This is a genomic window from Lysobacter sp. Hz25 (assembly GCF_046097045.1).
In the GTDB taxonomy this organism is placed as follows: Bacteria; Pseudomonadota; Gammaproteobacteria; order Xanthomonadales; family Xanthomonadaceae; genus Lysobacter; species Lysobacter antibioticus_B.
In genome coordinates this window covers 1,025,868-1,046,117 of record NZ_CP175666.1, presented here as the reverse complement: position 1 = coordinate 1,046,117, position 20,250 = coordinate 1,025,868, and the positions used below count along the sequence as shown (strand labels likewise).

Annotated in this window: 16 protein-coding genes; 4 read left to right on the top strand and 12 right to left on the bottom strand. The window is 67.2% G+C overall.

Features of this window, described 5'->3' with window-relative positions:
* Nucleotides 1-317 precede the first annotated feature (317 nt).
* From ACKN61_RS04340 to ACKN61_RS04320, 5 genes are all read right to left on the bottom strand, one after another.
* Nucleotides 318-1,853 carry an XVIPCD domain-containing protein gene (locus ACKN61_RS04340; RefSeq protein WP_408952464.1) on the bottom strand — a complete coding sequence of 512 codons (1,536 nt, stop codon included), beginning with the start codon at nucleotides 1,851-1,853 and terminating at the stop codon, nucleotides 318-320.
* On the bottom strand, nucleotides 1,843-2,463 hold the full coding sequence (locus ACKN61_RS04335) for a lysozyme inhibitor LprI family protein (protein ID WP_408952463.1): 621 nt from the start codon (nucleotides 2,461-2,463) through the stop codon (nucleotides 1,843-1,845). Before ACKN61_RS04335 ends, ACKN61_RS04340 begins: the two co-directional genes overlap by 11 nt.
* Nucleotides 2,464-2,689: 226 nt before the next feature.
* Nucleotides 2,690-3,130, bottom strand: a complete 441-nt coding sequence (locus tag ACKN61_RS04330) for a hypothetical protein (protein WP_408952462.1) — start codon at nucleotides 3,128-3,130, stop codon at nucleotides 2,690-2,692.
* 53 nt (nucleotides 3,131-3,183) lie between these two features.
* A complete protein-coding gene (locus ACKN61_RS04325; protein WP_408952461.1) occupies nucleotides 3,184-4,881 on the bottom strand; it encodes a M28 family metallopeptidase in 1,698 nt (565 codons plus the stop codon).
* Between the two features lie 377 nt (nucleotides 4,882-5,258).
* A complete protein-coding gene (locus tag ACKN61_RS04320; RefSeq protein ID WP_408952460.1) occupies nucleotides 5,259-6,101 on the bottom strand; it encodes a LysR family transcriptional regulator in 843 nt (280 codons plus the stop codon).
* Between the two features lie 333 nt (nucleotides 6,102-6,434).
* On the opposite strand from ACKN61_RS04320, the gene ACKN61_RS04315 reads away from it, so the two are divergent.
* Nucleotides 6,435-7,994 carry an MFS transporter gene (locus ACKN61_RS04315; RefSeq protein WP_408952459.1) on the top strand — a complete coding sequence of 520 codons (1,560 nt, stop codon included), beginning with the start codon at nucleotides 6,435-6,437 and terminating at the stop codon, nucleotides 7,992-7,994.
* Between the two features lie 22 nt (nucleotides 7,995-8,016).
* Here ACKN61_RS04315 and ACKN61_RS04310 read toward each other — a convergent pair whose 3' ends face one another.
* Nucleotides 8,017-8,940, bottom strand: coding sequence for a hypothetical protein (locus tag ACKN61_RS04310; protein WP_408952458.1), 924 nt, complete (start codon nucleotides 8,938-8,940; stop codon nucleotides 8,017-8,019).
* A gap of 360 nt (nucleotides 8,941-9,300) precedes the next feature.
* On the opposite strand from ACKN61_RS04310, the gene bla reads away from it, so the two are divergent.
* Nucleotides 9,301-10,197 carry a class A beta-lactamase gene (gene bla, locus ACKN61_RS04305; protein ID WP_408952457.1) on the top strand — a complete coding sequence of 299 codons (897 nt, stop codon included), beginning with the start codon at nucleotides 9,301-9,303 and terminating at the stop codon, nucleotides 10,195-10,197.
* A gap of 73 nt (nucleotides 10,198-10,270) precedes the next feature.
* Here bla and ACKN61_RS04300 read toward each other — a convergent pair whose 3' ends face one another.
* From ACKN61_RS04300 to ACKN61_RS04280, 5 genes are all read right to left on the bottom strand, one after another.
* A complete protein-coding gene (locus ACKN61_RS04300) occupies nucleotides 10,271-11,137 on the bottom strand; it encodes an alpha/beta fold hydrolase (RefSeq protein ID WP_408952456.1) in 867 nt (288 codons plus the stop codon).
* 2 nt (nucleotides 11,138-11,139) lie between these two features.
* Nucleotides 11,140-11,295: a hypothetical protein gene (locus ACKN61_RS04295; protein WP_169795662.1), complete on the bottom strand. Its 156-nt coding sequence runs from the start codon at nucleotides 11,293-11,295 to the stop codon at nucleotides 11,140-11,142.
* Nucleotides 11,296-11,403: 108 nt separating this feature from the next.
* Nucleotides 11,404-12,234 carry an AraC family transcriptional regulator gene (locus ACKN61_RS04290; RefSeq protein ID WP_031372025.1) on the bottom strand — a complete coding sequence of 277 codons (831 nt, stop codon included), beginning with the start codon at nucleotides 12,232-12,234 and terminating at the stop codon, nucleotides 11,404-11,406.
* 105 nt (nucleotides 12,235-12,339) lie between these two features.
* A complete protein-coding gene (locus tag ACKN61_RS04285; RefSeq protein WP_408952455.1) occupies nucleotides 12,340-13,482 on the bottom strand; it encodes a M23 family metallopeptidase in 1,143 nt (380 codons plus the stop codon).
* Nucleotides 13,483-14,221: 739 nt separating this feature from the next.
* A complete protein-coding gene (locus ACKN61_RS04280; RefSeq protein ID WP_408952454.1) occupies nucleotides 14,222-15,385 on the bottom strand; it encodes a WD40/YVTN/BNR-like repeat-containing protein in 1,164 nt (387 codons plus the stop codon).
* Nucleotides 15,386-15,773: 388 nt separating this feature from the next.
* Between ACKN61_RS04280 and ACKN61_RS04275 the strand changes: the two genes are divergently transcribed.
* Both ACKN61_RS04275 and glsA read left to right on the top strand, forming a co-directional pair.
* Entirely contained in the window at nucleotides 15,774-17,759 is a 1,986-nt protein-coding gene (locus ACKN61_RS04275) for a sulfatase-like hydrolase/transferase (protein ID WP_408952453.1), read from the top strand.
* Between the two features lie 233 nt (nucleotides 17,760-17,992).
* Complete coding sequence (gene glsA, locus ACKN61_RS04270) at nucleotides 17,993-19,048, top strand: glutaminase A (protein WP_408952452.1); 1,056 nt, start codon at nucleotides 17,993-17,995, stop codon at nucleotides 19,046-19,048.
* A 157-nt stretch (nucleotides 19,049-19,205) separates the two neighbouring features.
* On the opposite strand, the gene ACKN61_RS04265 is transcribed toward glsA, so the two are convergent.
* Nucleotides 19,206-19,757: a hypothetical protein gene (locus ACKN61_RS04265; protein WP_408952451.1), complete on the bottom strand. Its 552-nt coding sequence runs from the start codon at nucleotides 19,755-19,757 to the stop codon at nucleotides 19,206-19,208.
* Nucleotides 19,758-20,250: the final 493 nt, after the last annotated feature.

Genomic DNA, 20,250 nt, shown 5'->3' with positions numbered 1-20,250 from the left:
CATGGCGAGCAAAGCCGGCAACGGCGCCCGATCGAAACGCAAAGGGACGACACGCCCGATTCGGCGGCCCGTCGGCCGGCTTGCGCCGGCAGCGGCGCATGACGCACGCCGTTCGAACCCGAGACCACCGAATCGGCGCGCAACCGCGCCGGCCCGACCACGCTAGGCAGTCGGCGACGTGGTTTCGAGGAAGAATCCGGGAACGAATCGGGCGCCGGCGGGAACGCTTCCGATGCAACGTGCGCTACGGCGAATCTGAAGCGCGATGTGGGTCGCGCTCGTTCATCGACGGCGACTCGAAGCGCAGGGAAGTATTGCTACATCTTCATCGCGGGTGGGCGCTGATATTCGGCTTGCTGCTGGGCCAGGCTCTGATCCTCACCGCGCTGGACCTGCAAGGCCTCGAGCTTCGACAACGAGTCCTGCACCGGCGTCATTGCCGCCTGCTGTCCGGTTACCTGCGCCCGCAGATGCGCCGGGTCGTTCAACGCGCCAGCGACCGCGAACACGTGCCGGCCCGAGCCATCGGGCGCGGGATGCCCGACCACGACATGATCCGGTCTGCCGATGCCACTCTGCCGGCACTCGACCGCAAGGCCGGCGGCGATGCGGTCGAGGTCCTGGGCCGGCGGCACCGGGCCGTGCTGGGCGAAAGCATCCGGCAAACGTTCGCGAATGGATCGGATGACGGGGCTGTCGACCGGTGCCTGCGGTAGTGCATCCGGCCTGGTACCGCCGGCATCGGCGCCAGCGCCGCGTCCTGCGGGGCCGAAAGGCAACATCCCGGGTTCCATGTGATCCAAGCTGTCCGGCGCGCGCCGCTCCGGCTGGGGATGGGTCACCTGCCAACCGTCTTGCGTCAGCGAATAGTCCATGCCTTGAGTGGTGTTCATCGTCAGGACGCCGTCGCGGTCGACCCGGACGCTGGCCATTTCCATTCGCGCCTGCTCGTTCGCGCCAGCGATCGCGACCGCCGTGGCCGGCGCCCCTTCATCGAACTGGGCGAAGATCCGACCACCGCTGGCAGGGTCTCGCATCATCGCGTCGAGCAACTGCGAGTCCGTCCTGGAGTTGAAATCCTGAGTCAGGCCGACGTCGCCCTGGCTGTGAACTTGCTCGCGCCAAGCCCGACTGAGGGGGCCGTCGCCCAGCTCCAACGAATTCATCAAGCGCACCGCCGACACCGCCGCATCCCGCCCACTCACGACACTTTCGCGATTGGCCGGCGCCCGGGCGCTATGGTCTGCGATCCAGTCGCTCAGCCCCTGCGAAGTCGTTTCGTTCTGCCGCAAGTGCGAAATCAGCTCGCGTCCTCGCACTTCGCCCTGATTGAATCGCTTGGCAGCCATCGTCACGATTTCCGCCACCTGGCCCGGATCGGTCCGATTGAGCTGCTGAAGCCACGAAATCCGCGAAAGAGGCTGCCCGACGCTCTCCCACTTGTACGCGATCTGCTCGCGGTCCAACCCGTTGACGAATTCACGCCCCGGGTCGGAACGCAGGTATTCGTTCAACCGGCTTTTCTCGTCGCGGCTCAGGGCGTTTCCAGTTTGCCCCGGTGCTTGCAAGCGTGTGCTCAGCGAAGCGATTTCGGCCGGCGTGAATGCATCTTCGCCGCGTGCCCATTGCTGATAGCCGGCCAGCAGTTCCGGCACTTTTTCCCGTCGCCCGGGTTGGCCGAAGTCCCATTGCATAAGACCGACAGACCAACCCGAAGCCGCGCTGCTATGGCTCAGACGATAGGCCGGCAGCGTATTGACCTCGCTGCCGCGGCCTATGGCGTTGTACGCGATGGCTTCAAAAGTGGTGCGATCCAACGGGTTATAGACATACCGGCTCGGTTCATCGCTCATGGTCTCCATCCTCCAGAGGCTTCAATCCTTGAATCAGCATGTTCATTTCCTTGATCCGCGCCTGGGTCAGACGCGCTCTGCAGGCTTCGGCCAGATCGCCGATGTCCTTGCGTGTGGTGCCGGCGTAGAACTGCTCGGCGGTGCAATGGCTGTCGCGATACGTGCGCCACGCCGTGTTGGATTCGGCGAAGCTTTGCTTCATATCGGCCAGATAAGCCCGGTCCCACATCTTCAGACCGCCATAGGTCTTATCGGCCAGTGCATAGGCGTCGGCCTCCAGCTTGGCCAGTTCCCCACGCAGGGCATACATCTCCTTGTAGGGAGCACAACGCAGGTCGCCGGTGGTGCACTGCCGGTAGTCCTCCGACAGAGCGAAACATTCCTCGCGCGCGTCTATGTCACCGATCGCCAGGCAGTCGTCGCCCGGGTGGTAACGCTGGGGTTTCGGCGCAGTTGGGCTGTTCGGTGCCCTGCTCTGCTGTGTCACCCTGGGCGGGGCCGCCGCGGCGCAACCAAGCAGCAGGAACGCCACAGCGCCCGCGATTGCGGAGACGGCGTGTGCCGGCCACCGGCGATTCCGATGCCCCTTGTCGAAAGATTGGATCGGCATACGTGTCCTTTCGCTAGGCACCGCCGTCCTCACGCGAACCACGCTGGGACGACTGGTACAGATCCCGTGACCGGTTGTGCCAGTGAAACATCGGTTGGCAACGAGAAACACCTTTATCGCGACTGGCGAGGCTTGGCAATCAGAAAAATCTGACCCCGGCACGACACGTTAATCGAGCATTGATTCAGTTCGGCACCTGCCAGCAACCAGCTCCTGCCTTCACCGCTCAAGCCTTGGCCCGCAACGTGCTGGCCGGCAGCCTGGCCTCCAGGCGGGCGATCGTGCGCTCATACGCCTCCACCAACGGACGCCAGGCTTCGTCGGGCTCGGACCACCATGCGACCTCGGTGCCGCACCAACCATCGCCGAAGGCAATGCCGTAACGAACACCATCGAGGCCGAACCGGGCGGATGGAAGGAACATCGGCAGGGACAGGGCCGTGAATCCCGCCAGCAGTGCATTGGCCTCGGCCGGGTCGATCCTGGCTTCAGCCCCGTAGATGTCCGGATCGACGGCATCGAGCGCCAGCCCGCGAAACCCCAGCCCGCACAAGAGCAAACAAAAGTTGCGCTTGCGTCGCGATGCGAAGCTCGACCGAGCATGACGAGCGAACGAGTCGCGCGAGACTTCGCAAACAAAAACGGCCGCGGGGAGCGTCGGCTCCACCGCGACCGTTTCGTCGTCGGCACTGTGCGATCAGTGCCGACTATTGCTGGGCATTACTTCGCCGGACGCTGATCCGCCGTCTCGTCGCGCTGGCCGCGGAACTCGGAATCCTCGCTCCAGTTCGGCCAGCGACGGGAGTTGGCGAGGTCGTTGCCGAGGGTGTAGAGGATCTGCAGGTCGCGGGCGATACCGCCGAAGGTCCAGCTGGCTTCCCACTCGTCGGCCGGCTGGTGGTAGCGGTCGCGGGTGTAGGTCTCTTCGGCCGCCTTGCCGGCGGCGGAGCCGCCCTCGACCTTGTCTTCGCCCGAGCCGAACGAAATCGCCGGAACGCCGCGCTTGGCGAAGGGGAAGTGATCGGAGCGGAAGAAGTGGCCGGCCTCGGGCTTCGGGTCGGTGACGTAGTTGAGATTCCAGCGCTGGCCGGTGGCGATCAACTCGTCGAGCAGCTCCTGCTTGGCGCTGCCGGAGGTGGTGAAGTCGCGCGAGACGCCGCCCGGATCGAAGGCGTCCATGTTGATCACGGCGACGGTCTTGGCCAGCGGGTACAGCGGCTTGGAGGAGTAGTACTCCGAACCGAGCAGCCCCTTCTCTTCGGCGGTCACGGCGAGGAACACCACCGAACGCTGCGGGCGCTTGCCCTTGGCGAAGGCGCGGCCGAGTTCGATCAGCGAGGCGATGCCGGTGGCGTTGTCGACGGCGCCGTTGTAGATGGTGTCGCCCTTGGCGTCGGGCGCGCCGACGCCGAGGTGATCCCAGTGCGCGCTGTAGATGACGGTCTCGTCGGACTTCTTGCTGCCGTCGACGCGGCCGACGATGTTCTGCGAGGTGATGACTTCGCTCTTCACCGCGTAGTTGGCCGACAGGGTCACGCCCTTCAGCACGACCGGCTTGAAGTCGCGCGTCTGCGCCTGCTTCTTGAGTTTGTCGAAGTCGAGGCCGGCGCTCTTGAACAGGCTCACGGCGAGGTCGCGCTGGATCCAGCCTTCCATGGTCGGGTGAGCGCTGCCGGGCTCGTCGCGGACCACGTCGAACATGGTGTTGGTGTTGGAGTTCTTGACCGTGGCCCAGCCGTAGGATGCCGGCGCGGTCTCGTGCACGATCAGCAGGCCGACGGCGCCGCGGCGCGCGGCTTCCTCGAACTTGTAGGTCCAGCGACCGTAGTAGGTCATGGCCTTGCCGCCGAACTCGCCTTCGCCGGTCTCGAAGTCCGGGTCGTTGATCAACACGACCGCGATCTTGCCCTTGAGGTCGACGTTCTTGAAATCATCCCAGTTGCGCTCTGGCGCGGTGACGCCATAGCCGGCGAACACCAGCGGTGCGTTCTTGATCGCCACGGCCTTGGAGCCGTCGAGCGCGGCGCGCACGGCGATCTCGTTGCCCTGGGTCAGGGCGCGGGCCTTCTTCTTCACCGTGACCGACAGCTTCGGCGTGCCCTCGATGTCCGAGCGCAGCAAGGGCACGGCCTGGGTCCACAGGCGTTTGTTGCCTTGCAGGTCGCCGCCGGGCTGCACGCCGGCCGCCTTGAGTTGGGCGACGACGTAGTCGATGGTCTTGGTCTCGCCGGCGGTGGCCGGGCCGCGGCCTTCGAACTCGTCGGAGGACAGCACCTTCACCTCTTCCGACAGGCGCTTGGCGTCGAAGGTCGGCGCTTTCGGCGGCTTGGGGGCTTTGGCGGGCTTGGCGGCGATGGCCGGCAGCGAAAGGACGGCGGCGCAGAGCACCGCCAGCGGTGTGGCGATTGGCAACTTCATGGAGGGGCCCTCGGATGGTCCGGCCGATACTAGCCAGGAGGGCGTGATGGGTCCATCGGCCATTGGGCATCTTGCGGCCTGGGCCGGAGAGGCCGCCGTCCGATGGGCAGGAACGGCGCGAGCCGCGACGGTGGGCGGCCAAGCGCGACGCGAGCCATGATTCGCGTTGCACCAGCAGTGCTCGAATCGGCTTGGGAATCGGCTTGGGAATCGGCTTGGCGTGGGTCGCGGCTTACGCCGCTCCTACAGGGGTCGAACCGGCATTTTGAGGAGTAGCGTAAGCCGCGACCGCGCAGCGTGACGACGCTACGAAGGCCGGGATTCACTCGATACGCTCAACGAAGCCCCGCCCTCGAACCATCAGGGCCGCGGGTTTGCTACGGCAGCGCCAACACCAACTTCCCGAACTCCGCTACCGCCGGCGTGCAGCCGCCCGGGCGGCGCAGCAGGACGAACTGGGCCGGCGGCAGCGGCGGCAGGCCGTATTCGCCGTCGACGATGCGCATGCCGGGCAGGACGTCGTCTTCCACCATCACGGTGATCCCCAGGCCCGCCGAGATCGCCGCGTTCAAGCCTTGCTGGCTCGGCGAGGTGAACATGACATGCCACTCGACCTCGGTGCCGTCGAGCGCGGAAACGCCGACCTGACGATTGATGCACGGCGAAGGGAAGAATGCGAACGGCAGCGAGCGGCCGGCAGCGATGTCGAAGCTGTCTGACGCGACCCAGACGAAACGCGTGCGCCGCAGCACCGTGTCGGCGTCGTCGCCGGGCAAGGCGATGACCACGGCGAGATCGAGTTCGTCGGCGTCGACCATCTGTCGCAGGTCCATGCTCATGCTCACGCTGACGTCCATGCGCACGTTCGGGAACGCGCGGGTGAACTGGCACAGCAGGTTGGGCAGACGGTCGCCGATGAAGTTCTCGGGTACGCCGAAACGCACCGCACCGGTAATCGGCGAAGGCTGGAAGCGCCGCGACAGGGCATCGAGCGATTGCAGAATCTGTTCGGCGTGACGCAGGAAGTCTTCGCCGTCTTCGGTCAGGGTCAATCGGCGGGTGGTGCGATGGAGCAGCGCGCGGCCGACGTGCTCCTCCAGGCGCCGGATCTGATGGCTGACCGCGGATTGAGTCAGATGCAGACGTTCGGCCGCGCGGGTGAAACCGCCGGCGTCGTTGACCGCGATGAAGGTGCGCAGCAAGGTCGGATCGAAGTCCATGGCCGCCTGGGCTCGGCCGATTCATGACGGCCTTTAATGGATTCTACAAAATTAAATCATTTCCCTCATGAGTCTGGCTCGACCAGAATGAGCGCCATCGCTTCCGGCGAGGCGGTCGCGGCTACCGGCCCGCTGTAACGCTTTCGATTCCCGCGAACGCGCTGGATCGCCGCGAAGCCGTCGCTCGCCGCACCGCCCCACCCACCAACCCCATCACGCGACGCCGCGCGGCATCGCGGTGCGCCCGCTCGCGCCGACGTTTCCGCGCTGCACTTCGCCTTCGATCGGTCTCTCCCCATCCCATTTCGAGCGCGCCGCAATGAGTCTGCCGTCATGAGCCTGTCCCGATCCGCCAAAAACCGTCTCGCCCTCGCCGCGGTCAGCCTGGCCGCGCTGATGTTCGGCCTGGAAATCTCCAGCGTGCCGGTGATCCTGCCGACGCTGGAACGCCAACTGCACGGCGATCTGCGCGACATGCAGTGGGTGATGAACGCCTACACCCTCGCCTGCACCACCGTGTTGATGGCGGCGGGCACCTTGGCCGATCGCTACGGGCGGAGGCGCGTGTTCGTGATCAGCGTGATCGCGTTCGGCCTGACCTCGCTGCTGTGCGGCCTCGCCGAGAGCATGCCGGTGTTGATCGGCGGGCGTTTTCTGCAAGGCCTGGCCGGCGGCGCGATGCTGACCAGCCAGTTCGCGATCCTGTCGCACCAGTTCCGCGACGGCCGCGAGCGCAGCCGCGCGTTCGCGGTGTTCGGCATCGTATTCGGGTTCGGCCTGGGGTTCGGCCCGATCATCGGCGGCGCGATCGTCGCGCTGTCGAACTGGCACTGGGTGTTCCTGGTGCACGCGCCGCTGGCGCTGCTGACCCGGTCGATGATCGCAGCGGGCGCGGAGGAATCGCGCGAGGCGCAGTCGCACCGGTTGGACATCGGCGGCTTGTCGACCTTGTCGCTGGGCGTGTTGGCGCTGACTTATTACATCACCCAGGCGCCGGAATCGGGCTATGCCGATCCGACCTTGCTGAGCGTGCTCGCGTTCGCCGCATCGAGCCTGATCGCGTTCGTCTGGGTGGAAAAGCGCCATCCGCATCCGATGTTCGATTTCGGCGTGTTCCGCATCCGCGAGTTTTCCGGGGCGATCATGGGCTCGATCGGCATGAACTTCAGCTTCTGGCCGTTCATGATTTATCTGCCGATCTACTTCCAGAGCGCACTGGGCTACGACGCAGTGACTGCCGGCCTGGCCTTGCTGGCGTACACGCTGCCGACCTTGGCGATGCCGCCGCTGGCCGAGCGCTGGTCGGCGCGTTATCGGCCGGCCTGGATCATTCCGCTGGGACTGTTCGCGATCGGCCTGGGCTTCATCGCGATGCGCTACGGCAGCGCGGTGGACGGGGCGAGTTGGATGACGATGCTGCCGGGCGCGCTGTTGGCCGGCTGCGGCCTGGGCCTGACCAATACGCCGGTCAGCAACACCACCACCGCCTCGGTGCCGGCGTCGCGCACCGGCATGGCCTCGGGCATCGATATGAGCGCGCGCCTGATCACCTTGGCGATCAACATCGCGCTGATGGGCTTGATCCTGGTCGCCGGCATCGCCGCGCATCTGCGCTCGGTGTACGGCCCGATGTTGGGTGCGGCGCTCGACGGCGCGCAGCTGCGGGCCTTGGCCGGACGCGTGGCGGCCGGCGATGTCGGTGCGCTGGGCGGCCTGGCGCTGTCGGGCGATGCGCATACGGTGGCGCGCGAGGCCCTGGTGCACGGCTTCGGTTGGGTGCTGTGGTATGGCGGCATCGGCGTGTGCGTGCTCGCCGCACTGAGCCTGATCATTTTCGCGCCCATGCGCAGGGCCGGCGCGCAAACGGCGCAGGCCCCGGCCTGCGGCGGCTAGCCGGCGAGGCGCGGCCGCTGCATCAATAGAACGCGATGCCCGGCCGCAGCGCGAACTGGAAGATCAGCAACTGGGCGATCACCAGCGACAGCACGCCCGCGATCGAGGACGCGGGCTCGGCCTGTCCCACCCGCCGCGGCTGGGCGCACCAGGCATAGGCCTGCAACCAGAACACGCCGATCACGAACTCGGCGACCGGCACGATCGCGACCTGGTCGAGGCTGCCGGGCACGCGCATCGCCACGATCAGCGGCAAGGCGAGCAGTGCCGGCAAGGTGGCCATGCGGAACATGAAGCCACTGCGCCGCCCCGGCGTGGCGACCTCGGCCGGATCGCGTGCCAGCGCCAGCAAAGGTGCGGCGAAGCCGATCGCGATGGCGGCGATGACGACCAGCGCGATCAGGCCGGCGACGAGCTTGGTGGTATCGGCCAATTGCAGATAGCCGAAGGCCATGCCGACGTCGTTCTGCGGCAGGACCGCGCCGACCACCACCTGCGGCAGGGACTGGAAAAACCCGTGGAAGGCCATCCAGATCGCGAACAGCCGCGCGGTCTCGGTGCGCGGAGGGCGCAGCTTGAGCCAAGCCACGAAGCCCAACGCGGTCAACAGGATCGCCAAGGCACCGGTGCCCTGGAACAGGTGGGCGAGCGGATTATCGCCGGTCCAGTTGTGATTGTTGTGGTACAGCGTCGCCCGCAATCCCGGGGTCAACGCCTTGGGCACGACCAGGAACAATTCCTGGATGAAGAAGATCAGACTGAAACTCAGCGCGTACAACAGGCTGGAATGAAGCGTGCGCTGCCAGCGCCATGGACCGGCGGGGCCCACTGTCGCTGCGGACGCGACCGAACGGCTGCGCCACATACCCATCGCCCCGAACAGGATCGGAGCGGCGACGATGACGGCCAGCGAGGCGAAGAGGATGAGTTGGGCGTAAGGATTCATGCGACGGACTCCGGGGCCAGTCCGCTGTAGATGCGCGGAATATGCGATCGGTTGCAGATAAACAGGCAGAACGCATCGAACGCGGGCCCTGGCGATCCAAGCATGGCTCGATGAATCCCGCTCTGTAACCCTTGGGGCGTCGCCGTACCCGCCCCGCGCACCGCCGGGTAGCAGCGGCGCGAGCCGCGACCACCTCGCAACGCCGCCTTCGCGATTCCGTCACAGGCCATCGGCGAAATCGTTCGATACCGCCTCGCTCCCTGCAGCCGCCGCAAGAAAATCTTGTACCAGCCCTTAGAAAACTTCGTTTGTCGGCACCGATCAGGCTTCCAATAATCGGTGACCCACAGGAGACCACCCATGCATCGACGCGACTTCCTGCACTGCGCCAGCGGCCTGCTGCTGACCGCCGGCCTCGGCCCCCATCTGAACGCATTCGCCAAGACTGCGGCCACGGCGCCGACCAGCCATTGGAGCGCGCAGTTGCGCGTACTGGAAAAGAACAGCGGCGGGCGCCTCGGCGTCGGCATGCTCGACACCGGCAGCGGCCAGCATTTCGATTGGCGCGGCCGCGAACGCTTCCCGATGTGCAGCACCTTCAAGTTCCTGCTGGCCGCGGCGGTGCTGCGCGAGGTCGAGCGCGGCAAGTTCGATCTGGAAAAGAAAATACCCATCGCCAAGAGCGACCTGATCGCCTACTCGCCGGTGACCGAGCCGCTGGCCGGTTCCAGCGCCAGCGTCGCCCAGTTGTGCGAGGCGACCATGACGCTGAGCGACAACACCGCAGCGAATCTGTTGTTGCCCCTGGTCGGCGGCCCCGCCGGCCTGACCGCGTTCCTGCGCGGCATCGGCGACCCGACCACGCGCCTGGACCGCAAGGAGCCTGAGCTCAACAGCGCCATCCCGGGCGACCCGCGCGACACCACCTCGCCGTTGGCGATGGTCGCGACCATGCGCAAGCTGTTGCTGCAGGACGGATTGAAGCCGGCTTCGCGGCAACAACTCACCGCCTGGCTGGTCGCCAACCGCACCGGCGACAAGCGCCTGCGCGCCGGCGTACCGAAGGGTTCGCGCGTCGGCGACAAGACCGGCACCGCCGACACCACCAGCAACGATCTGGCGATCATCTGGCTGCCGGAACGCGCGCCGATCCTGCTCTCCTGTTATCTGACCGGCTCCACGCTGGATGGCCCCGGACGCGACGCGATCCACGCCTCGGTCGCACGCCTGGTATTCGGCCCGGTCGAACCGAGGTAAACCCGTCAGCGCGGCCCGATCGCCCGCTGCCGTGCCGTTCGGCGCGACGGCGGGCGATCAAGTGCAGACACGGTCAGGCGCTGGCCTGCCAATGCGCGCGCAGTTCTTCGTTGAATTCCGCCCAACGCTCTTCCGGGAAGAAGATACGCGCGCCTTCGAACTCCACGCGCTTGCGGGTGCCGGGAATCGCATCGGCCAGCCACTGCGACCACTTCGTCGGGAAGAACACGTCGTCGGTGCCCCAGGCGATCAAGGTCGGCGCCTGCAGACGCTTGAGCTGGCTCTCGATGGCGAGGGTGTGCGCATTATCGAATGCGGCGAGGAAACGCTGCAGATCGCGGGTGCGCTGCTCGCTGCGCAGCAGGGGCCGCAGATAGGTTTCGATGCTCTCGTCCGACAGGGATTGCGGGTCCTCATAGGCCAGGCCCAGGGCCTGCGGCGAACGGTATACGCTCTTGTCGTCCAACATGGCCTTGAGCGCATCGCCGAGTCCGCCGCCGGCCGCCATCGCCAGGAACGGCTTGAACGCTTCCGGCGGCCAGTTGTCGTGGGTGTCGCAGTTGGTCAGGGTGAAGCTGCGCACGCGCTGCGGATGCAGGGCGGCGAAGATCTGCGCGATGCCGCCGCCGCTGTCGTTGCCGACCAGGTCGACCCGATCGATGCCCAGGGCGTCGAGGAATTCGGCGAGCATCCGCGCATTGGCGGTGACCGACACGTCCTGGCCGGGCGCGATCTCGGTATCGCCGTGCGCCAACAGGTCGACCGCGATGCAGCGTCGCCGGTCGGACAAATGCGCGAGCTGGTGCCGCCACAGATGGCCGTTGAGCAACACACCGTGGACGAACAGCGCGACCGGGCCGGCGCCTTGCTCGCGGTAAGCGATGCGGCCCGACGGGGTCTGCACGCTGGCCTGGGTGGGGGAGGAAAGATCGCCGTCCATGATCAACCCTGGCTCGGCGCGGCGGCGGAGCCGTAGGCTTCCTTGAGCTTGCGTGCGCAATCGTCGCAGCAGACTTCCACCGCCTTGCCGCCGATCTTGACCTGATAGGAGTTCTCGTCGAGCGGGCAATCGCAGGCCGCGCAGGTTTTTTCCGTCATGACAGCTTCTCCGAATCGCCCGAACGCCGGGCAGGTTCAGTAGGCCACGGGGGCCGGAAGGCCGCTGTCGAAATCTTTAGCGACTTGCCGCACCCGCTTGCCGAGCCCTTAGCGCTGCAGGGCCGATTGGCGGAATTCGGTCGGGCTGCGGCCGTAGGCCTGCTGGAACGCCGCGCTGAAATGGCTGTGGCTGGAGAAACCCAGTTCCAGGCTCAGCTGGGTCAAGTCGTCGTATTGCGCCAGCAGGTCCAGCGCGCGCGCCAGGCGCAGGCGCAGTTGGTAGCGATACAACGGCAAACCTTCGACCTGCTTGAACACCTGGGTCAGGTACACCGGCGACACCCCGACCTCGGCGGCGATCTCATCCAACGCCCAGCGCCGCGACAGATCGCTGGCGAGGACCAGCTTGGTGCGATCGACCAGGCGCTGGCGGCCGAGACTGGCGCCGGCCGCGTGCGAAGTGCGCGGCCCGAGCGAGCGCTGGACCAGGGTCAGGGCCAGGCTTTCGGCCTCCAGCGACTCGGCGATGCTCTCGCGCAGGCTGTGGCGCAGCAGCGCGACCAGCGCCTGCGCGCGTGGATCGATGCGCAAGCGCGGCTGCCGGAACGCTAGCGCCGCGCCTGCGCGCAGCAAGGCCGGAGGCGCCAGCTCGCGCAGCATCGCCTCGTCGACCCGCACCGCCAGGCTGGCGTCGCCGCCGGGCACCGGATGGACGATGCGGCCGTCCTCGCCGGCATTGAAGAACAAGACCTGCCCGGCCTCGGCCACCGCCGCATCCTCGCCGACTTGGCGCACGTACAGGCCGCGGTAGGGAAACATCAGGTGGGTGGCGCCGACGCAATCCTCGGCATGCGCATGCTCGCCGGTGCCGGGACAGCACAAGTCCCAGACCGCGACGGTCGGCGTCTTCAGCAAGGGCGCTACGGTGAATTCGGACATGCCTGCGTCGTGATCCCGCCGGGAATCGATCCTCGCGCCCAACTTTGGGCTTCGTGGCGCGGATCGAGCCCGGTCAGGATAACGCCCGCAGCAGGCGAACAGGCTTCAGCGCGGGAATTCGATCACCGTGTTCGAGCCCGGCTGCTCGCCCTTGCGCTCGGCGACGAAACCTTCGGCGAGCGGTTGCCAGGGCTCCTTGCCGAGCCGGTCGAGGCGCTCGTAGCGTCCGAGCACGCGGAAGCCGCTGAGACCGTACGGCAGGCCTTCCGACGACAAGGGCGTGATGCCGTCGGCGACGTGGAAGTGCAGATGCGGCCCGGTCGCATCGCCGGTGAAGCCGAGCGCGGCGATGGTCTGGCCGCGGCGCACGCTATCGCCCACGCGCACTTTGAGGCTGCCCGGCTTCAGGTGTTCGTAAGCGACATGGCGGCCGTCGGCCAGCGCCAGCACCACGTAGTTGCCGGGCGCTTCGTCGAAATCGTGTTTGGGGTTGGCGGAGACGCGCGCGGCCTCGACGGCGTCGTCGCGCACCGCCGCGACTCGCGCATCGGCCACCGCGAGCACCTCGGCGCCGTAACCCAGGTTGCTCGTCACCAGATCGGGGTCGCCGATGATGGTCTTCCCGGAGGGGTCGACCTTCACCCAGTCGATCGCGTGCCGGCCCGGCAGCCGCGCGCGCCCGTCCATGGTGTAGAACACGCGCCGATGGCCGCGCGGCCAGTCCGGCGAATGGATCGCGACCCAGGGGCCGCCGCGCAGGGGCGGCCCGAGCAATACCGGCGCAGGCTGGCCAACCTCGACGCGCGCGCCTTCGACCGAGTTCGCCGTCGCTGCGGCGAGCCTGCGGAAGCCCAGCGCATGCCGCAGCTTGCGCGGCGCGCGCGTGCCGACGTCGAGTTCGAGATAGATCACGCCGCGCTCGCCCGGCCGCAAGGCCGCCAGGCTGGCGCCGGGGCGACCGATGACGCGGGAGCGGTCGCTGAGATCCTTGCCGGCGAAACGCTGGATCACCGCGCCGCTGGCATCGTCGATCACGCGCAGCTCGTCCACCGCCAATTCCGCTTCGTTGAAGCTGGTCAGGTGCAGTTCGTAATACAGCCGTTGCCGCCCTTCCTGGATCACCGGTGTCGGCGCCTGGGGAACGGCCAGGTCGAAGGAATCGACCAGGGCCGCATTCGCGGCGCGCGTGGTCGCCGGCAGCGCCAGCAGGGAAGACAGCGCAAGGCAAAGGGCGAGCGGTCGCAACATCGCGGGGAGTCCTGTCGAAAGCCTGGGCGGTAGCGCCCGCGCAGACGGTGGCCGGTCGACGCGGACGCAATGGTCGAAGTCGCGACGCAGATGGCTGCTGCGCATCCGTCGTATCGCGTGACCGGCATCATCCCATGCCGGATCGGCCCGCATGAGCATGACTCTCGACCTAGATTTGTATGCGTTGTGTTCGCGAGGGAGGCGTTGGCGCGGATCGGGAATGCCAATCGCCGGTCGCATTCACCTCGCCGGCATCGCCTGCGCAGCACGCCGTGGTTCGCGGTCGCGGCTCGCGCCGCTCCTACCCCAACGCGGTACGCGGTTGCCGTTGCTTCAAACGGCTTGGCGTCGCGCCGAGCTCGCGAGAACGCCCGTAGACCCGGAGGGCGGCGCACAGGACGTGCGCCGTTTTCCGATAAGACAAGGATGTCTTATCGGAAAATCCCGGCGACCGCTGCGAACTCGCAGGGGAGCTTCGTCTAGGAAGGCCTTTTCTTTGGTTAGCTTTCTTTTGGGCCAGCAAAAGAAAGTAACCCGGCCGCGTCAGCGGACGGAAGCTTTAGATCTTGATGTTGCTTCACCGATCTGCGGCCAGAGGCACAACAATCGGCAACTGCGCGGTCGCGACTTACGTCGCTCCTACCCCTTGCGGCTCCGAAAGAAACGACGCGAGACTGAGGCAACGCGGTCGCGGCTTGTGACCCCAGGAAATCCAGCAGGACGCCGCTCCTACCCTGGCTCAGCGAGCAGCCGCAGGCAGGTCGAGCTTGTAGACCTCCGGCCCGATCGCGAACACGCTGGTGCCCTTCGCGTCGCGCACGATGCGGAACTTGTTGCTGGTGGCGCCGAAGCGGCCGGGCGTCCAGGTCTTGCCGCCGTCGCGGGTCTCGAAGCCGTTCGGCGTAGCGCCGACCCAGCCGTGCAGTTCGTCGACGAAGCCGACACCGAATTCCCGGACCTTGTGGTCGGCGACCAGCGGCAGCTCGCTCCAGGTCTCGCCGCCGTCGACGGTCTTGGCCACGTAGCGTTGCACGACCGCGGTCTCGGGGTCGTAGTTCTGCACGGTGACGTAACCGACCCGCTCCGACGGGAAGGACATCTTCCAGGTGATCTCGTACGGGCGCCGGCTCTCGTACACCGCGTGCCAGCTGCGCCCGCCATCGCGGGTCTTGAGAATGCGCGCATGCGACTGGGCGACATCGGAATGGCTGGCGCCTGCGATGAAGCCGACTTGTTCGTTGACGAACTTGACGTCGAGGATCATCGCCGTGTGCGCGCTCATGTCGACCGAGGTCCAGGTGCGCCCGAGATCGCGCGAGGTCGCCAGGAACGCCGGCCCGCCGACACGGCCGCCGGCTCGCAGGGTCGTGCGCCGGTCGAGCACGCCGGCGTTGATGTATTCGCTGTGCAGGACGTCGATCGCGCAGATGCCGACCGGGGCCGGGCCGTCGATGCGTTCGACCGGTGCCCAGCTCGCGCCGCCGTCGGTGGTGCGATACAGCGGCAACGGATCGGTCGCGCCCGGGAACGAGTCCGGACCGATGTTGCCGAGAATGCCGACGTCGGCGTCGACGAAACCCAGCGCGCGCACGAAGGTGCCGGGCTGCTCCCACTGTTTGCTCCAGGTCTCGCCGCCATCGCGGGTCCGGTAGACCAGGCCCTTGCCGTTGCCGTACCAGCCGGTCGAACGATCGGCGAAATAGATGTCGTCCTGCTTGCGCGCGAACGCTTCGGTATTCAAACGCCGCCAGGCCGGGGCGGTGTCCGGCGCGGCTGCCTTGGGCTGCGTTGCCGTGGCCGCCGGCGCCGGCGCGACGTCGGCCTGGGCCGTGTTCTGGCAGAGGGTCAACCACAACACAGCCGCCAGCGCCGTACGCAGGCGGGCGGTTTCGATTCCGGACATCGCAATGATCCTGTTCGCTGAGTGGACGCACGCCCATCGGCGCAGCGTCGGTCGCCAAGTCTATCGATCGTCCTGCGCGAGTCGAGCCTGGCGACGACCGTGTCGATGCGGCCGAGGGCCGCGCATGATCGTTCGCCGCCGCGTCCGAAGCTGTAGCGGAACTGTGCGGGTGGCCCGCACAGGCCGTGTCGTATCCCTGCATGGAGCCTACCGGCCAAGGCAACGATGTTGTGACCGGCGCCACACTCTCCCGGGCGATAAAGCGCGCGATGGCCGCCGTGGACCGTGAGCCGCGTCTGTTGCTTATGTCGCCGCCGCAGGGCGCGACCGCTCGAATCGACCCGACCCGGGCGTCCCTCCCGCCATACGCAAGCGCCACGAGGACGCCATGCCCCACTCGCCTACCCCGCCCGGCCCGCCGAACCTGCTCGTCATCCTGGTCGACCAGTTGCGTTTCCCGCGTTTCGCTTACGGCCCCGATGGCGGCTTCGCGCCGGGCCTGAAGGAGATCGTGGGCTTCCAGGGCGAACCCGAAGCCGACAACGCCTATCGCGAATTCTTTCCCGGGCTGTGGTCGCTGCGCCAGCACTCGGTGGTGTTGCGCCGCCACACCATCGCGTCATCGGCCTGCATTCCCAGCCGCACCGCGCTGATGACCGGACAATACGGCGCGCGCACCGGCGTGACCCAGACCGATGGTTTGTTCAAGAACGGCGATGCCGCCGCGTTTCCCTGGCTCGCTGCCGACGGCATTCCGACGCTCGGCCACTGGTTCCGCGGCGCCGGCTACAAGACCCATTACTTCGGCAAGTGGCACGTCAGCAATCCGCCCGGCCACAGCCTGCAGGAGTACGGATTCGACGACTGGGAGTTGTCCTGGCCGGAGCCGCACGGTTCTAGCATCAACAACCTCGGCGCTTACCGCGACATCGGCTTCTGCGACCTGGTCTGCGGCTTCCTGCGCGGCCAGGGACTGGGCCTGCCGTACAACCGCAAACTCGCGCAACACGATCAAAGCCATCCGCTCTCGCCCGATCCGGGCACCGATCCGAAGCCCTGGCTCGCGGTCGCTTCGTTCGCCAATCCGCACGACATCGCCACCTATCCGGGCTTACCGCGCGGGCTCGATCCGAACGCGCCGCCGCTCGGCCCGCTGCCGGTGCCGGCGCAAGGCACGCGCAGCAATCCGCCGACCGCCGGCAGCCTGCAGTTCGAGCTCAACCCGCAGGGATTTCCGCAGGACAATGCGAAGGTGCCGCCGAGCATGGACGAGGCGCTGCTCAACAAGCCGAGCTGCCAGTTCGACTACGCCTACAAGATGGGCCTGGCCCTCGCCGCCAAGAGCGGGCTCGCCGCGCAGGACCAGGCCGGCCTCGACGCGGTCAACGCCGCACTCGCCGCGGGCATTCCGTTCCAGCTCACCCGCGACCCCGAACAGGCCGCGTTGCGCTTCGTCCAGTACTACGCATGGCTGCAACACCTGGTCGACGGACACATCAAGCGGGTGCTGGATGCGCTCGACGAATCCGGACAGCGCGAGAACACCATCGTCGTGTTCCTGGCCGACCACGGCGAGTACGGCGCCGCGCACGGCTACATGATCGAGAAATGGCATACGGCCTATCAGGAAGCCCTGCACGTGCCGGTGGTGATCCACTCGCCGCGGGTCAATGCGGATGCCGACATGCGCCAGATCGATGCGCTGACCAGCCATGTCGACATCGTGCCGACCCTGCTCGGCCTGGCCGGCGTGGGCGAGGAAGAAGTCGCGCGGATCCGCGAAACCTTGCGCGAGACGCGCCCGGTGCCGCCGTTCCCCGGGGTCGACCTGAGCGCGGTGATCCACGGCCGCGAAAGCGTGCCGAAGGAGCCCGACGGCCGTCCGCGCGAAGGCATCCTGTTCGCCACCGACGACGAGATCACCGAACGCCTGCGCGGCCACCTCGACCCGCATCAGCTGCATTCCGACCGCGAGTTCAAGACCTTCCTCGAGATGGTCGAGGTGGTGCGCGACGGCAGCAGCCCGCTGCCCTATAACGGCCCGGTGCCGCAGCTCGCCCCAGGGCCGGTGCGCCAGCCCAACCATGTGCGCTGCGTGCGTTCGGGCGAGTGGAAGCTGGCGCGCTATTGGGACCCGAGCGGCGTCGAAGCCGATCAATGGGAGCTTTACGATCTCGAACACGACGGCTGCGAGCTGACCAATCTGCTGGTCACCGATGCCCGCTTCCCGACGCCGATCCCGACGCTGCCGCCGCCGTACACCGATGCGCAGATCGTCGACACCGCCGAGCGCCTGTACCGGCTGATGCAGCGCTACGAAAAGGAAATGCTGTCCACGCCCGAGCAGGACACGGTGGCGGCAGCGGTCGCCTGAGCGCGCCCGCCCGCCTTACCGGCATGGCTCCGACCTCCCCGGGTCGGAGCAACGCGGCCACCGCATCCCGGCGAGCGCACGATCGCCCATCGGTTGGTCTACCCTGTCCCCAGCCCGCGCGGCCCCGGCTCGTGCCCGCAAGCGCGAGGCGCGCCCTCCCGCACTGCCTGCGTGTCGACCGAGCCGCCGGCTCCGCGTCGCCGCGTTCCGATCGCACAGACCAAGGAAGCCGCATGACCGCTTACGCTCGCCCCGCACCGCGCGCCCGTCGTACCCGCACCGCGCTGGTCTGCGCGCTGGCCTTGCTGATCGGGCCGTGGTCGGCACAGGCGGCGACCGACATTCCGTCGCAGGCGCGGATCAAGGCCGCGGTCGACAAGGCCTATGCCGCGGCCAAGGGCAACACCGCGGGCAAGAACGCCGACTACATCCCGGCCCTGGCCGAAGTGCCCTCTGGCCTGTTCGGCATCGCCGTGGTCACGGTGCAGGGCAAGGTCTACACGATCGGCGACGCCGGCGTCGAATTCGCCATCGAATCGGTCTCCAAGCCCTTCGCCGCCTCCTGGGTGATCGAGAAGAAAGGCGAGCAGTGGCTCGAAGACAAGATCGGCGTCAACCAGACCGGCATGCCGTTCAACTCCATCCTGGCGCTGGAAGCGCACGCCCAGACCAAGCCGGCGATGAATCCCTTGGTCAACGCCGGCGCGATCGCCATCGACAGCTGGATCGAACCGGCCGAACCGGCGGCGCGCTGGGCGACGATCTCGCAGCTGATGAACGACTACGCCGGCCGCACGCTCAGCCTCAATCAAGTCGTCTATGAATCCGAAGCCAGCAGCAACGAACACAACCGCGCGATCGCGCGCCTGCTGAAAGGCTACGGCACGCTCGACGGCGATCCGGAAGTCGCGCTCGACCTCTACACCCGCCAGTGCTCGATCAACGTCACCGCCAAGGACCTGGCGGTAATGGGCGCGACCCTGGCCAACGGCGGCAGCAACCCGGTCACCGGCAAGCGCATCGTCGGCTCCGACACCGCCGAGCGGACGCTCGCGGTGATGTCGACCACCGGCCTGTACGAAACCACCGGCGCCTGGACCTGGAACGTCGGCCTGCCGGCCAAGTCCGGCGTCGGCGGCGGTATCGTCGCGGTCGCGCCCGGCAAATTCGCCATCGCCGGCTTCGCCCCGCCGCTCGACGAAGCCGGCAACTCGGTCAAAGGCCAACAGGCGATCGAATCCATCGTGCGCGAACTGGTCGGCGCCGGCGTGTTCGAAACCGGGCATTGATCGGGGCCTCGTCGAGCATACGTCCGACGCGTTGACTTCCTGCGAGTCGACGAAGCGGAGGAAGCCACCGATACCGCGCCAAAACGAAGGGCTCCCGTGGGAGCCCTTCGTTCGTTCGATTCAGCAATTGTCGATCATCCATGCTCGCAGCGGCGGCTTACTTCTCCGTCGCCACCGTCAGCTCCTCGAACACGCTCTTGCCGACCGAGGCCGACAGATGGTTGAGGCCCATGACGATGTTGGACGAGGTGTCGGAGACTTCGAACTCCTTACCTGCATGGCGCACGCGCAAGCCGAGCCGATCGCGACCGGCCATGATCCCGAACATCACCCGCACGCCGGGCGGGCGCTGGCGGATATCGATGATCGCGACATCGGCCACGTCGGTCTCCGATACGCGCAGCGAATGTTCGCTGGCTTGTTCGGCGTAGGCCTGCTCGATCAGCGGCGGCACCTTGTCGTTGTGCTCGCACTCACCGCAGTCCCAGCGGATGTTCAACTTCGGCACGCTGGGCGCGCCCGCCGCATTGCTGGCTTCGGCAGCGGCGGTCGCGTGCGCCCTGGCGGCTTCGGCCGCTTCCGCAGCCGCTTCGGCGGCGGCCACCGCCGCCGTTCGGCCATCCGTCTCGGCGCCCTGTTGCGCCATCGCATACGGCGATGCCGTCGCGGCGACAAACCACATCAAGGAAAACAGAACGTCCTTGCTCATACAGCCCCTCGTTCAAAAAGTTCCGGCCCGGGGCGGCCATGCTGCAGGCACGGACTCGCGTCCGTGCATCGACGTTCGAAGCGCCCGCATCCCCGCGCGGATCATAGCAGCGAACCTCGGTCGCCGAGGATCGCGAACGGCGCTCGGCGGTGCGCATCGCGTCCACTCGCGCGGACGACGGCACGAGCGCGAAGTGCGCCGTCTCGCCGGTCGGCAAAACCGATGAACCGACAATGACCTGCACACGGTCGAAGCTATCGGCCGCGAGCGCAACGGACACCCCGGCGTAATCCCACGCCGAGCTCCGAACGGCGGTTCGATCCGATTGCGCGTAGCCGCTCCGCGCCCCGGCGCCGATCGAATCGCGAGCACAAAAGGCGTCGACATTCAACGCCGCTCGTCGTCGCGATGGCGGCGCCGATCATCCGGCGATGTCGCAACCGACTCGGCGATTGCCGATGCCGTTGCCCACGCGCTTCGACATATCGCGACG